The organism is Methylobacterium gregans (genome assembly GCF_022179245.1).
In the GTDB taxonomy this organism is placed as follows: Bacteria; Pseudomonadota; Alphaproteobacteria; order Rhizobiales; family Beijerinckiaceae; genus Methylobacterium; species Methylobacterium gregans.
Genome location: NZ_BPQM01000029.1, coordinates 50,220 through 63,733, shown reverse-complemented (window position 1 = coordinate 63,733; position 13,514 = coordinate 50,220). Strand labels below are relative to the sequence as shown.

Here is a 13,514-nt window from a genome sequence, read left to right as displayed (position 1 = left end):
CTGCGCCGACCGGCGAGGGATCTCTGCTCCCGGATTGTTGATGATAGACATCAAGTGGATGCGAACGCGCGTTCGCTTCAGGGTCACACGAGTGGCTCAACCCTCTTTTCTTTCCAGCCCCCGATCACTTCGGCCAAACAGGCGCGTCCACAGGCCGCCGAAAATCGCCGACTTATCGATCTTGCGGATATCCTGCGAATACGAGCCTGTGTAGAGCCGGACGATCATCGTGTCCCGGCAGGCGCCCTGGAGATGGTAGGAGAAGCTCACCCGGACCGGCCCACAGCGGCGCCCCCGCGCTGTGCCCGTGACCGTCGCTTCGAGCTGCGGGAACCGCTCCATCTCGATCCGGATGGGCTCATCAGAGCGCAGGCCGGGATCCTCCGCGAAGGCCGCGACCCCGCCGTCCAGCGACAGGCCGACCACGCGCGCGCTCAGCACGCGCTCTGCCCCGGTCGTGACCCGGGCCGGCTCGTCGGTGGAGAAGCTGTCGAGGAGCGGGCGCGCCTTCTCGAAGCAGATCAGCGCGGCGACCATCAGGACCAGGACGTTGAGGGCCGCCCAGTAGGCCGAGACCACCGAGAACTCGCCGTCGCCGATGCGCGACCATTCCGGCACGATGTTGACGATGAGCCCTAGCAACGTCACGGCGATCCAGAAGGCGATCGAGAAGAAGGTGTAGGCGTCGAACGCGCTCTCCTCGTTGCCGCTGCCCTTCGGCGTCACCCGGAACGGGACCCCGAAGGGCTTGACCACGCTGGAGACCACCACGGGCAGCATGCGGAAGGTCGCGAAGGTGCCCACCGCGCTCGAGACCAGCGGCAGGTAGCGCGTCGGCGTGAGCCAGCCCATGAGCAGGAAATAGGCGGTCAGCACCGGCAGCTGGTAGTAGACGATATCCTGCGAGCCCGTGAAGTAGAGCGGCGCCGCGCCGGTCCAGAGATACACGGCCGGCACGATCAGGATCACGAACCGCACCGTATACTGCATCAACCAGGACAGCGGGATGAACATCACCCGCTGAAACAGGCTCAGGCCCGGGCCGCGTAAGGGACCGTTGTGCAGGTAGATCGTCTGGATGCCGCCCCGGCACCAGCGCCCGCGCTGCACGAAGTAGCCCTTCAGATTCTCGGCCGCGAGTCCCATCGAGAGGCGCTCGTTCAGGTAGCGGGTCTTGTAGCCGAGGTTCAACATGGCCAGCGTGGTGAGCAGGTCCTCGGTGATCGAGTCGTGTGGGAAACCGCCGATGGCGTCGAGCGCGCTGCGACGGGCGATCGAGCAGGAGCCGCAGCAGAAGCTTACGTCCCAGGCATCGCGGCTCGCCGCCATCTCGTCGAAGAACAGGCGCTGCTCGTCGGGCCAGACCTTCTCCAGCGCCAGGTTGGCCTGCACCGGATCCTTATTGAAGAAGTGCTGCGGCGTCTGCACGATCCCGATCGTCGGGTCCGTGAAGAAGGGCAGCGTGCGGCGCAGGAAATTCCGGTAGGGGACGAAGTCGGCATCGAAGATCGCCACGAACGCGCCCGAGGCGACCGTCAATCCGTTGTTCATGTTGCCGGCCTTGGCGTGGGCGTTGTCCGGCCTCGTGACGTGGATGGCGCCCTTCTCCTCGCAATACGCGCGCAGCCAGTCGCGACGCTTGTCGTCGAGGACGTAGACCTTGAAGCGGTCGCGCGGGTAGTCGAGGGCGAGCGCCCCGACGATGGTCCGCTCCAGCACGTCGAGGGGCTCGTTGTAGGTCGGGATGAAGATGTCGACCACCGGGAGGTCCTCGACCGGGCGCGCGAAGAAGGCACGCTCCAGGCGGTCGGCCTCGGCGCTGCGATCGACGGTGCGGCTCATGACGACGAGGAACAGCAGGATGTCGGCGAAGGCGCCGAGCTCGATGCAGAACACGAACCACGTCCAGAGAAAGCCGAAACTCCCGTCCGCCGGGTAGGGCAGCACCGTGTGCAGGAGGCGCCAGACGAGGTAGCGGACCGCGACAGCGAGCACGAAAACGCAGGCGAGCGTGCGCGCCCAGCTCCGCTGCCGCGGCCAGTTCGTGATGAACACGAAGAAGATGCCCGCGACGAAGAGTGTCGGCGCGAGCGGCCAGAGCTCCTGGTCTAGGAGATGCTGAACCACAGGCTCTTCACCCAATTCATCACCGGATCCGCGAACGTCTGCAGGGAGGACGTGCGGGCGAACCGCACCTGCACGGTACGCCCCACCTGGCAGAAGTTCGCGTAGTCGGTCTGCATGCCGCTCGGATCCAGGGCGACCCGGATGCGGGCGTTCTTGCCGCGGCTCTTCGGGGGTAGCGCGGCGAGCACCACTTCCTCGACGGCGGCGGCCGAACCCCGCACCGACAGAACGTGGCCTCCGATGATGTCCGAGGTGCCGAGAAGTCGCACGTCGGCACGGTCGCCCGGCTTGATCTCGTCGTAGTCGACCTCGTCCACCAGGATGTCGACGAACAGATCGCGGCAGTCGAGCAGCCGCATCAGCTCGTTGCCGACGACAACGTTGGATCCCGCCACCACGTTGTTGCGCCAGATCACGCCTTCGAAGGGGACTTGTACCGCCGCCAAGGAGAGCCTGTCGTTGCGTGCCCGCTCCAGATGCAGCTGCCCCTTCAACTGCTGGATGCGCGCCTTCTCGGTGCGGATCTGCGCCTCGACGTTGGCGAGTTGGATGGTCACCTCATCGGTGCGCTGCTGCGAATAGGGCACATCGTTGCGGCCCTCTCCCACGAAGGTGCCGCGCTTGAGCGCGTCCAGCTGGCGCTGCAGCCGCTCCAGTTCGGCCTTGGCGATGTTCTGCTCGCTCGTGGCCGACACGGACGCCGCGCGCGCCTGCTCCACCGAGCTGCCCGCCACCACACCGGTGGCGCCGAGTGTCTGCTTGCGCGCAAGGTCGGCCTCCGCGGACGCCTTGTTGGCCTGCGCCGTGCTGATCCGCTGCTGGCGGATGATGATCTCCTGCTGGATGCCGACGATGCTGGCCTGCTGATACTCTTTGAGCCGGGTGACCAGATCCGCCTTGAGCGCGGAGAGGTCCTTGGCCTGGATCTCAAGGGCCTGCAGCCGCTCCTTGGCCGCGCCGAGATCCGCGTCGAGCTGGGCTTCGGCAGTGCGCGAGATGCGGTCGTTGTTGATGAAGAAGACGCTGGTCCCCTCTGGCAAAGCCGTGCCGACCTTCGGAGGGGTATCGGAGACTACACCCTCGATCGGAGCCGAGACCAGCGCAAACCGCGCATTCACGGTGCCGTCGACGCTGGTATAGCCCGTGAAGCCGGGCAGCAGGACGATCACGACTGTCGCGAGGAGGGCGATGCCCACGCAGATGCGGGCGAAGCGCGAGTTCCAGAACATTCTCCCCTCATCCCTACCCGCCATGGCGGGGCGGCGCCGCTCCACCAGGTCAAGCGCTGGCTCGACCATGAGACGCAAGCGGAACGTCTGCAGGCGAAACGCTCAACTTCTGATTTTTGATCCTTTGTTTATACGCCTTATGGTTGTGGTTGTCACTTCGTCCGCGACGATGATCATGCATCCGCTGCATACGCCGAGGGCCGCCGAATTAGGGCGCTTATAGAAAAACACTTTTCCAGAAGCAGACATGGCTTTGCTTCAAGCCGCAGCTCGCCGGCCTGGGCAACTTTGCCATGGTGAGACCGGGAGGTAAGTTCTCTCACAGGCGGACCTTCCGCTGCTCCGCTCGGTAATACTGCGCAGCTCCAGTCACCTTGGCTTCCTCCTGCATCGGTTGATAACCAGCAGCCGTTCTGGCTCTGCCGGTACCAGGATTTAAGTCCGCTCTACGCGAGGCTGCCGGGGTGGGCCGTGGCCATTAAGGCGGGCTGCGGCGTCGATCCCTGGGGTCGGACTCTAGCCGCGCATGGCCGCACCGTCCGGATGATGTCGCCCGCGTATGCGCGCAACAACGTCAAAGCGGACAGAACCGACGACCATGATATCGACGCCATCGCTGAGGCGGGCGCGCACCCGATGATGCGGTTCGTGGCTATCGCGTTCGAGGCGCAAGTCGACGTGCAGACCCTGGACCGGGTGCGCCATCAGTTCGCCGGCGACGCGCGGCGTTGAAGAGCCAGATCCCGCCCATCCTTCTAGAGTGCGGTCACGCCATACACTTCGGCGCAAGCCAAGCTTGCTATCTGCCTCGCTGTGCTACTCGACACAGGGTTCAGGATCGTTACTCACGCCGCGCATGCGCAACCGGTCGGCCTCTCGAGCGCAGAGCCGCTCACCCCGCTCCGACGGTTCGCCGCGTGCGGCGCTCCGCCCGGCGCGTCGCCGTCATTCGCAGATGATGCTCGATGGCCTCGTTGGCCCGGACCCGCATCTGTCGGATCGCCGCGACATCGTCGAAGGTGTCGGGAAAACGCCGTGACAGCCACAGATAGGCGCTCGCGAGCTTCACCGTCCGCTCCTGATAATCGAGTTCCCCCGTCAGGCTCGCCCGCAGGGCAGGCACCGTTGCCCCGATGGAACGGGCTTGGCTCCAGCGCTCCAGCATGCCCATCGCGATCTCGTCGCGCCGATCGATCGGGCAGACCGAGAAGGCGAACTTCTCGTCGATCGGCAGCCGGGCGCGGTCGATCATCCGCGCGACCTCTAGGATCTCCTCCAGGGCAGACGGCTGAAAGGGCGAACCGGCGTAGAAAGTGGCGCGGGCGAAATGGGTCAGCACCTCGAACAGGCTGTGGGTCTGCATCTCTTGCGCGACCGCGCGGATCGCGGACAGATCTGGCCGCACGTAGAAGCGGGTATCGGCCGCCGGTGCTGTCGGCGCGCCGGACAAAGCTGCCCGGATCGGCTCCAGGGCGACCTCCTCGGTCGCCGCGACATAGCCGACGTCCTGGTGGCCGTAGCGGCCGGCGCGGCCGGCGATCTGGCGAATCTCCGAGTTCGTGAGTGCGCGCTCCGCGACGCCGTCGTATTTGCGCACGGCCGAGAAGACGATGCGTTTCAGCGGCCCGAGGTTGAGGCCCATGCCGATCGCGTCGGTCGTGACCAGCACGTTGGCCTCGCCGGAGCGGAAGCGGGCGGCCTCCGCCCGCCGAACCTCGGGCGACAGAGCGCCGTAGATCGTGGCAACCTGATGCCCACGAGCGACCAGGATCTCTCGGTTCTCATGCACCGCCCGGCGGGAGAAGGCCACGACCGCGTCGCCCGGCTCGACCTTCTCCAGAGGCGCCGGTTCATCCTGCAGGAGGAGGGGCGACTTGCGCGCGAAGGGGATCACCTCCAGCGACTCGTCGGCGGCCTCGGCGGCGCGCCGGACGTAGGAGAGGGCGTCGTCCGAGCCGCAGACGATCACGGTTCGGGCCGGAACGCCGAACAGGGCGTTCGTCCAAGCCCAGCCACGATCTGGGTCCGAGAGCATCTGGATTTCGTCGATAACGGCGACATCGACAGGCCGTGCCAGATCGGCGGTCTCGATCGTCCGGGCCGTGTGGGTCGGCTCCGTCTCGCCCAGCACCTCCTCGCCCGTGACCATGCCGGCGCGCAGGCCGCGCTCCCGCAGAGCCTGATAGTTCTCCAGGGCGAGTAGCCGCAGAGGGGCGAGATAGGTTCCGGTCGGTGCCGCGGTCAGCGCCTGCAGGGCCGCGTAGGTCTTGCCCGAGTTCGTCGGACCCATGTGGAAGAGGATGCGCCGCTTCAGCCGGCGTGCCGCGGCGAAGCGCTCGATATAGGCGCCGAAGCCGACCTGATCGCGCAGCCGCCTCAGCCGCGAGCCCTCCCGCGCCACGGCCTTGGCGCGACGGCGAACCGGCGTCAGGGTGTCGCCCAGCGACCGGGCGAGCTTCGGGCCGTCGGTGAACACCCGCGACCGCAGGGAGCGATCCATGTGCTCGATATAGGCCGCCGCATCCGCCCCGACCTCGCGCAGGTCGAGGAGGATCTGGGCTCGAAGCCGTTCGATCGGCTTACGCAGGGCGCGGGTGGTCCGGGCCGAGATTTCGCCGACCGCCGCGCGCAGACTGGCCAGCTGATACGTCGGATCGTTCCGCGCGATCATGCCGGCGAGGATCTCGGCCATGGCTGGATCGGGCGCGACATCGACTCGCAGGTCCATGCGGCCAGCATCGAGCAGCGGAACCTCGACTCGAACATTCCAGGCGACGCGATGGTCCTGCGCGACCACGGCCCTGAGCACCGGTACCGCCTTCCTGAGCGCCGGGACTCCGGTCTCGGCGAAAGCGCGCGCGTTCCGCATCTCCCGTAGCGCACCGGCGACACGCTCGTCGTCGACCGCTGCCCCGAACTCGGGCAGGTCGAGGTGAAGCCGCAGAGCTTCGAAGTCGAGGCTCCTCGGTGCGATGCCGAGCCGTCCTGCGGATTCGATCAGGCTCTCGATCGTTGGATGTGGACGCTTGCGCGCCATCAGATCACCCTCGCCACCGGCGTTCACGTGTCAGCTCGGCCAACCTACGCAATGCTCGATGGGTGCGAGCATCTTGCCCGATAGAGCTTCTGGCCGTTGTCGTTACGCCGAGGCCCAACCTCGCAGCGACCGCCGTCGTTCCGACGAGCAGCGCAGAGCCCAGCTGTCGGTCTTCAGCGGCAACACGGTCGAACGGTTCGGCGTCAGATGCATGCAAGAAGGTGACGCTTCTCTCGTTCACCCGCCGTCACGATGTCGGATCGCGACTAGCGCGATCAGCTCGGCCATCCGCCGACGGATGTCGGCATGGTACGCGGGACAGATCTTGGGCATCGGGACAACACCACACACGTAAGCGATCTTAGTATCTACCTGACCGGGCCAATTCCAATCCCGACTGAGGGGTCGGCCACGGATGCTCCACCTGTTTCGCAGATCAACATCGGCCGCGTGAAGGCGATCAGCGGCAGACATGCGGCAGCAGTTGTACCACCACACAGCAGGACCAAACATCTAGTCTCCGGCAAGCCCGCGATGTCGCTCAGTGATCTCCAGAAGGACAGCACCATTAGGCAGCGCACCGTTCTTGAGGTGGCGTTGAAGGCGATGGATGACGTCGTGACCGTCACGGAAGCGACCGCTCGCAGGGCACGGCTGGAGATGATGGAGGCCGTGGCCACCATCGTTGGTGCACCGATCGTCGCCTTGAGTGGGCTGGCCATCAGCCAGTACCGCGTGATCCAGCCGCTTGCGGCTATGCGGAGTGCGATGGAGCGTCTTAGCCATGACGACCTTGAAGCCGCCAACCCGGGTCTTGAGCGGCGTGACGAGATCGGTGCGATGGCCGCGTCGGTCGAGATGTTCAAGGACAGCCTCGTTCGGACTCGCCAGTTGGGAGAGGAAACCGCGCTCGCCCGCGCTTCGGCCGAGGAACAGCCCAGGCAGGAATGCGCCAGGTGGCCCACGCCTCTGAGGCGGCGGTCGGCGGCATCATCGGGCAGGTCTCATCCACGGCGACCCGACTGCAGGCCATGGTCGAGCAGGTGACGGCGGCCGCCACGCAGACTGCGGTAAAGTCGACGAGCGTCGCGGCCGCAGCGGTTCAAGCTGCCTCGAATGTCGGCATGGTTGCGGCCGCTTCCGAAGAGGTTGGGGCCTCCGTCGTCGAAATCGGCCGGCAGGTCGACGGCCCGGCCAACCTTGCGCAAATCGCCGTGGCCGAGGCCGAGCACACTGCGGGCCTCGTGCAAGAACTGAGCGGTGCCGTAGCCAAGATCGGCGACGTCGTGGCGCTGATCTCCTCGATCGCCAACCAGACCCACCTGCTGGCGCTCAACGCCACCGTTGAGGCGGCGCGCTAGTCAGACCGGCCGCGGCTTTGCGGTGGTGGCGGCCGAGGTCAAAGCGCTCGCGGACCGAACGGCTCGAGCGACCGACGAGATCGGGCGCCAGATCGGCCTTGCGCAGGGGGCGACGAGCCAAGCGGTCGGGGCCATAGGCAGAACTTGGGGGCACGTCGCGGGGGAACGCCGGTTTTGCCTTCTTGCGCCGAAGGTTCACGAGCTCAATGGCCTGCCCTTATTCGCCAGTGGTCGTGCATGACCGCCGTCATCTTGATGGACCGGGTTGATTGGGCGGCGCGCAAATCCATACCTCAGAGAGGGCCATTTTTCAGAGGGGGGCCATGACAATGGCATCCGCAGCGGCACGGGCGAGCCGAGCCAGATCTGCGGAGGCGTTCTGGATCAATGCGGAGACAGGGACGCTCCAGTTTGGCATGCGCGATCGTTGCACGTTCTCGGCAACGGTCTCCAGTTCGCTACAGAAAGGCAGAAGTCCAGAGCGTACTTCGCGAACTTAAATTGGGCGAGACCTGGCATTCTTGCCCGCCCTGGGTTACTCGTATTGGAAGGAGCGTAGAGTTTATTCATGATTCTGGCCTCATGCGGCCCGGACTGTGCTTAGGAACCGATCGACTTCAACGCTTAGATGCTCCGACTGACGCGACACCTCGGCGGCCGAGGCCAGAACCTGTCTCGCGGCGGCACCGGTCTCCTCCACCGCATCCGCGACACCCGTGATGTTGTTCGTCACCTCCGTGGTGCCGGCTGAGGCCTGAGCCGCGGCGCACGATCTCTTGCGTCGCCGCACCCTGTTCCCCGACGGCGGCAGCGATCGAGGCCGACACCATACTGATCTCGCGGATGCGGGCCCCGATGGCGAGCACGTCGCCCCATTAAGCGCGCAAGTCATGCCCGCTCATCGCAGCATCGAGGAGTAAGGGCCCGGCGATGCCATGGGGGAGACCACGCCCTGAGCACACACAGTGCAATCTGATCGACTGCAAGTCCCCGCGCGGCTGATTTGTTTACCATCAGACAAGCTGTACAGATTGGCGAAGCACTTCTTAACCCTCCACCGGTATTTTGGCAGAAGTAGCGGAGCAATTTCATGCATACGAATCTGATCATCGCTGCAAATTTCGCCTGCGCCCTCGCGGTTCAGGCGGCTGCCCCCGCTGAGGCGCAGACGGTACCGGCGATGCAGATGCGCACCGATCTGACGATGCAGGACCTTGAGAACGCCGCGGCGCGCAGAACCAACGCTCAGGCCTACACCTTGGCCGATACGACGGCTGGCCGGAGCGGAAACGTGTTCCAGGCCTCGCAGGTGGGCGACTACAACACGATCACCGCCCTGCAGAGCGGAGCCAACAACCTCATCCAGATCGTGCAGACCGGCCAGCAGAACGCGGCCACCATCTCACAGACGGGATCCTACAATCGCATTACCCTGCACCAGGGCCGCTGAAACGGCCGAGGCACCGGAGCCTCAAGGTTCATGGCCTATTGAGGTCGATGACCCGCGGGTTGTTCTTCGGCTGCGGTTCGCCCGCCTGGCCCTTGGCCGTCGAACCGAGCCATTCCGGCGAGTCGCGGTAGCTCGTGTTCGGTGGAACTGCAGTACCGATCCTGTCACGCTCGGCCTGTGCGGGCGTTTCGACCTGGGGAATCGGCGGCGATTGCGGATACTGGGCAGGCGGCCCACGCAGTTGGAAGCCGTCGATGCACCGCTTCAGAGCGATCGGATCGGTGATGAACGTGCACTCGTTCACGTTGGTGATGGGTTGTTGAGGCCAAGCCGTGCTGGACTGCGCCAGCGCTGCGGCGGTGAGGGCCATCAGCAATCTTCGCATCGGTCACCTCGGGGCTCAAGCGCCCGGAGAAGAGCCGGGCTCGGTCTGTGTAGCTGAACAATCGGCGCCGGCGGAACTGTTCCGAGGGACGCCCTCCGAGCGTACGGCGCTCCGCCGTCGAACGTCCTAGCGAGCGCCCGGCGAGACTTGACGGATCTCCACCTCGCTCGGCTCACCCGGCCGCAGTCGTTTGGGCTGAGCCGGAGTGGCCGGCGCCGCAGCTTGGTTCCCCCCTGCCCCAGGACGCACCGCGGCACCCTCGTTCGCGCCCTTGCCGTCGATCCGCCCGAGCCGGACCTTCACGTTGCGAACCGTTTGCGCCGCGGTGTCGTAATCACATTCGTAGGTGACGCGCACCCATTGCCCCTGCGGGCTGAGGAAGCGGATCGAGTCGCCGCGGAACCGGGCCACCGTGTCCGAACCCGTCGGGGGTTCGGCCTGCTGGAAGATCGTGCCCGCCGGGCGGCTCATCCACTCGAAATCGCTCGGTGCCTGGCGCTCGATGCTCGGCGCGCAGGCTTGAATGGCGGCTGGAACAGCCTGGCGGGTGCAGGCCGCATCGCAGCCCAGCTTGACCGGTGCCGCAGCGGCGGTCGGCGGCGCCGGCGCAGTCTTGCTCTCCTGCGCTGCAGCGTCCGCAGCGCCGAGGCAAGCGACGAGGCCAGCGAGGCCGAGGCCGATCGTGACGCGTGCGTGCCCGACTCGAATAGCAATCCGTGTCATCTGTTGAAGCCCCCCATTCTCATCCGGACGCCCTTTGTTTGTGCCGCGAGCCGGCATCGGGAACTTCTGTCGCGGCCAGACGACAGTCTATGCCCCGAGCGTCCGTATCTCGTCGGGGACCCGTGGGTGCCCGCCGCCGGATAGGCGCGGCGTCGTGCCCCTCCGGTCAAGCTGCGACGCCCGGCGCGGGGGGAGCACGGCAGACCTGCGCCAGGAGGGCGACAAGCTCCGGCTGCCGCGACGTTCCGGTCTTCGCGAAGATCGAGGCCAGTTGGGTGCGCAGCGTGGTGATGCTGACCTTGCGCTCGCGTGCGATCGAGGCCAGCGCGATGCCGTTGCTGAGCTCGGCCGCGAGACGCCCCTCCGCCACGGTCAGCCCGAAGATTTTCTCCAGGGCGGGCCCGCACGCCTTCGGCCTGAGCGTCAGGTCGATCAGGAGCATCAGACGGTACGTGTCATCGTCCGCAACGATGTCCAGCGCCTGGAAAGCCAAGCGCCGGTTCGAGGACGGGTGCTCGAAGGCGACCGTTCCGAACATGTCCGTCAGCACGCTCTGGATGGTACGGCCTGTGAACGGCTTCCCACCGGGCTGCGACATGTCGATGTCATCGGCGCGGATAAGCTGTCGCGCGAGCATGTTGTACTCGACGATGTTTCCGCGCTGATCGATCAGAGCGGCCGGCGAGCCCACTTTATCGAGCAAGCCCAGGAAATAAAACAACTCTTCGTCCATCGGAGAGAATTTGCTTCACCGCGACCTAAAACAGTTTTCCGAGCGCGAACCGCGCCTGTAGCGGATCGCAAATGGTCTTCACAAGAGCTTTCACCGGCGAAACGAAGAAACTCGCCAGAGTGATGCCTTCTTGCAACGGCTGACGATACTGGATCTGTCCGCCAAAGAGGCGCGGCAGACTACATAGCACGCGAGACGTTCCGACCGATCATTGGTCTTCGTCAGCGTTCAGTCTCCTGATTTCGCGCCTTCCACGTGCTCGCCGCCGCAGCATCCTGCCGCGAGCGGCAGTAGAACGGCAAGCATGGCGTTACAGCCCGTGAAATCGCTCATAAATTCGGCATCTTGTCTTAAGATGAAATGCCTCTTCCGCCGATGAAATATATGATCAGGCGCGATCATGGATCGATCAATTGCATCCAAGTCATCGGTCGAGAAAATTCTGTTCATCGATGAACGAATTTTGACATATTTATCACACGCGTCTGCGTTAACCTGAATCGATCGTCTCTATCAAAACTCTAATATTGTCATCTGAATGAATGATGCGGATCGGGCCGCAGGCCCATATTTAATCTCTCGTTAACAACGCCAGGATGCAGACGGCGGATCGGACGGTCTGGTCAACAGACAGTGAATCGCTCCGGCTGACGCTTGGCAAACTAACTCGCAGGGGATCAGTCATGAGGCATCTTTCGGTTACTGCTGTCAGCATGCTCGCGCTCTTCGCCGCCTCGACGGCGTTCGCGGCCAGCAACAACGATGCGACGGTCAAGCAGGATGGCACGCTCAACGAACTCACCCTGACGCAGACTGGCACGTCCGGGACCGTAAAGGTCGAGCAGAATGGCGGGTCGAATGGCACCACCGGCTTCGGCGCGACGGGTGAGCAATCGGGCACGAGCAACACCCTGACCGTGAATCAGACGGGCGACTTCAACAGCTTCAAGTCGAATCAGCAGGGCGGCACGAGCAACACCATCGACCTGACACAGGAGGCCAACGCCAACAGCGCGGACCTCAAGCAGACCGGCGGCTCCAACAACACAACCACCGTGGTGCAGTACGGCGCTCCGGACTTCGGGCACGAGGCCAAGACCGAGCAGACCGACGGCTCCAACTCGTCGATCACGATCGTCCAGGACACATACCGGCAGTTCGCCCTTGCCATTCAGTACGGCGCGACGAACGACTCGCAGATCGTGATCGGACAGAGCGGTTCAATCCAGAAGGCCGATATCGGACAGTCGAAGACCGACAACTCCCAGCTCCTCATCGGGCAGGCGGGGCATGACAACACCACGAGTGCGTTCCAGATCGGCACCACCCGTACCATCGGCACGGTAGCCCAGTCCGGTGACCGGCAGGAAGCCAGCCTCGTGCAGGTCGGCGGTCGGGACACCGTCGCCAATCTGTTCCAGACCGGCAACAATAACATCGTCACGGCATACCAGGGATTCAACACTGGCAGCACCCTGCAGTCGACGCAGACTGGAGACCGGAACCAGGCGTTCTTGTTCCAAGAGAGCTCCACGGGCAGCGACATCCTCCTCGATCAGTTTGGCAACGACAACAATGCCGAGATCAGGCAGATCCGCTCCAATGCGGCCCGCATCAGCGTGCTTCAGACCGGCGGCGTGAGCAACCTCGCTGATGTGAAGCAGACGGGTTCGAGCGGCGCCGGCATCTATCTGACCCAGACCGGCGACCTCAACGTCGCTTACCTCACGCAGTCGAACTCTGCGGCGAGCGTCATCAACGGCACGCAGACCGGCACGAGCAACACTCTCACCGCCGGGCAGTACGCCAGCGCCAACAGCGTGATCACCAGCACGCAGATCGGCACCAGCAACACTGCGACGATCACCCAGGGGGTCTACCGCCGCTAAGCCTGGACGACGAGAACGACGTGGCTTCCTGCCGCCGCAGGAAGCCACGTCGCCTTTTCAGGCACCCTCGTGTGCATCCACGCCGCCTGTGGTCCAAAGGGGGGACGTAATGGTCGTGTCCGCCGAGGTTCCGCCGCCGATCTCGTGCGCGCTCGTCGAGCAGCGCGTGGGCGCACAGGTTCGGATTTCCGTGCAGATCCGTTCCGATGCGGAGCGAGTGGGGATCTATCGCCTGCAGGTGATCAAGCAGGGCCCTTCCGGGGACTCGCGGATCAGCCAACAGTCGAAGTTCGCGCTCGATGCGGGTCGCTCGATGCAGATCCAAGGACTGAGCCTATCGATGGAGCCGTCGGCTCACTACCGGGCGGTCCTCTCCGTCAGTTCCGGCGGTGCCACCTATGTCTGCGAGCGCACCGGACCCGGCGGGGCGGACGATCTCTAGGATTGCGGTCCCCTGATGAGCCAACCTGTGGCATCCTGGGCACGCTTGGCCATGCGGATGGCATCTGGTCCTAAGGGCGGCCCAATTTTGAATTGACTCGGACGCGCCTGTCCCTCAAGACAATCCACATCAATATAT

10 protein-coding genes and 2 pseudogenes are annotated in these 13,514 nt (G+C 64.8%); 5 read left to right on the top strand and 7 right to left on the bottom strand.

The window, feature by feature from the left end:
- Positions 1 to 96: 96 nt before the first annotated feature.
- Both MFF54_RS07415 and MFF54_RS07410 read right to left on the bottom strand, forming a co-directional pair.
- On the bottom strand, positions 97 to 2,127 hold the full coding sequence (locus MFF54_RS07415) for a glycosyltransferase family 2 protein (RefSeq protein WP_238301974.1): 2,031 nt from the start codon (positions 2,125 to 2,127) through the stop codon (positions 97 to 99).
- Positions 2,109 to 3,356, bottom strand: a complete 1,248-nt coding sequence (locus MFF54_RS07410; RefSeq protein WP_238301973.1) for an HlyD family secretion protein — start codon at positions 3,354 to 3,356, stop codon at positions 2,109 to 2,111. The genes MFF54_RS07415 and MFF54_RS07410 overlap by 19 nt, the downstream gene beginning before the upstream one ends.
- Before the next feature lie 471 nt (positions 3,357 to 3,827).
- On the opposite strand from MFF54_RS07410, the gene MFF54_RS07405 reads away from it, so the two are divergent.
- Positions 3,828 to 4,088: a hypothetical protein gene (locus MFF54_RS07405; protein ID WP_238301972.1), complete on the top strand. Its 261-nt coding sequence runs from the start codon at positions 3,828 to 3,830 to the stop codon at positions 4,086 to 4,088.
- A gap of 160 nt (positions 4,089 to 4,248) precedes the next feature.
- Here the strand turns inward: MFF54_RS07405 and MFF54_RS07400 are convergent, their stop codons facing one another.
- On the bottom strand, positions 4,249 to 6,393 hold the full coding sequence (locus tag MFF54_RS07400) for a helicase-related protein (protein WP_238301971.1): 2,145 nt from the start codon (positions 6,391 to 6,393) through the stop codon (positions 4,249 to 4,251).
- Positions 6,394 to 7,128: 735 nt separating this feature from the next.
- Between MFF54_RS07400 and MFF54_RS27625 the strand changes: the two are divergent.
- A pseudogene (locus MFF54_RS27625) lies at positions 7,129 to 7,893 on the top strand (methyl-accepting chemotaxis protein); the annotation flags it as partial.
- A 441-nt stretch (positions 7,894 to 8,334) separates the two neighbouring features.
- Here MFF54_RS27625 and MFF54_RS07385 read toward each other — a convergent pair.
- A pseudogene (locus tag MFF54_RS07385) lies at positions 8,335 to 8,611 on the bottom strand (methyl-accepting chemotaxis protein); the annotation flags it as partial.
- A gap of 233 nt (positions 8,612 to 8,844) precedes the next feature.
- On the opposite strand from MFF54_RS07385, the gene MFF54_RS07380 reads away from it, so the two are divergent.
- Positions 8,845 to 9,204, top strand: a complete 360-nt coding sequence (locus tag MFF54_RS07380) for a curlin repeat-containing protein (RefSeq protein ID WP_238301969.1) — start codon at positions 8,845 to 8,847, stop codon at positions 9,202 to 9,204.
- Positions 9,205 to 9,232: 28 nt separating this feature from the next.
- Here MFF54_RS07380 and MFF54_RS07375 read toward each other — a convergent pair whose 3' ends face one another.
- From MFF54_RS07375 to MFF54_RS07365, 3 genes are all read right to left on the bottom strand, one after another.
- Complete coding sequence (locus MFF54_RS07375; RefSeq protein ID WP_238301968.1) at positions 9,233 to 9,574, bottom strand: hypothetical protein; 342 nt, start codon at positions 9,572 to 9,574, stop codon at positions 9,233 to 9,235.
- Between the two features lie 141 nt (positions 9,575 to 9,715).
- Complete coding sequence (locus MFF54_RS07370) at positions 9,716 to 10,369, bottom strand: hypothetical protein (RefSeq protein ID WP_238301967.1); 654 nt, start codon at positions 10,367 to 10,369, stop codon at positions 9,716 to 9,718.
- Between the two features lie 109 nt (positions 10,370 to 10,478).
- On the bottom strand, positions 10,479 to 11,045 hold the full coding sequence (locus tag MFF54_RS07365) for a helix-turn-helix transcriptional regulator (RefSeq protein WP_238301966.1): 567 nt from the start codon (positions 11,043 to 11,045) through the stop codon (positions 10,479 to 10,481).
- Between the two features lie 713 nt (positions 11,046 to 11,758).
- Here MFF54_RS07365 and MFF54_RS07360 point away from each other — a divergent pair.
- Both MFF54_RS07360 and csgH read left to right on the top strand, forming a co-directional pair.
- Positions 11,759 to 12,934 (top strand): hypothetical protein, encoded by a 1,176-nt coding sequence (locus MFF54_RS07360; RefSeq protein WP_238301965.1) that lies wholly within the window; start codon positions 11,759 to 11,761, stop codon positions 12,932 to 12,934.
- Positions 12,935 to 13,049: 115 nt separating this feature from the next.
- The gene (gene csgH, locus MFF54_RS07355; RefSeq protein WP_238301964.1) at positions 13,050 to 13,376 is read left to right on the top strand and encodes a curli-like amyloid fiber formation chaperone CsgH; all 327 of its coding nucleotides are present in this window, start codon (positions 13,050 to 13,052) and stop codon (positions 13,374 to 13,376) included.
- Positions 13,377 to 13,514: the final 138 nt, after the last annotated feature.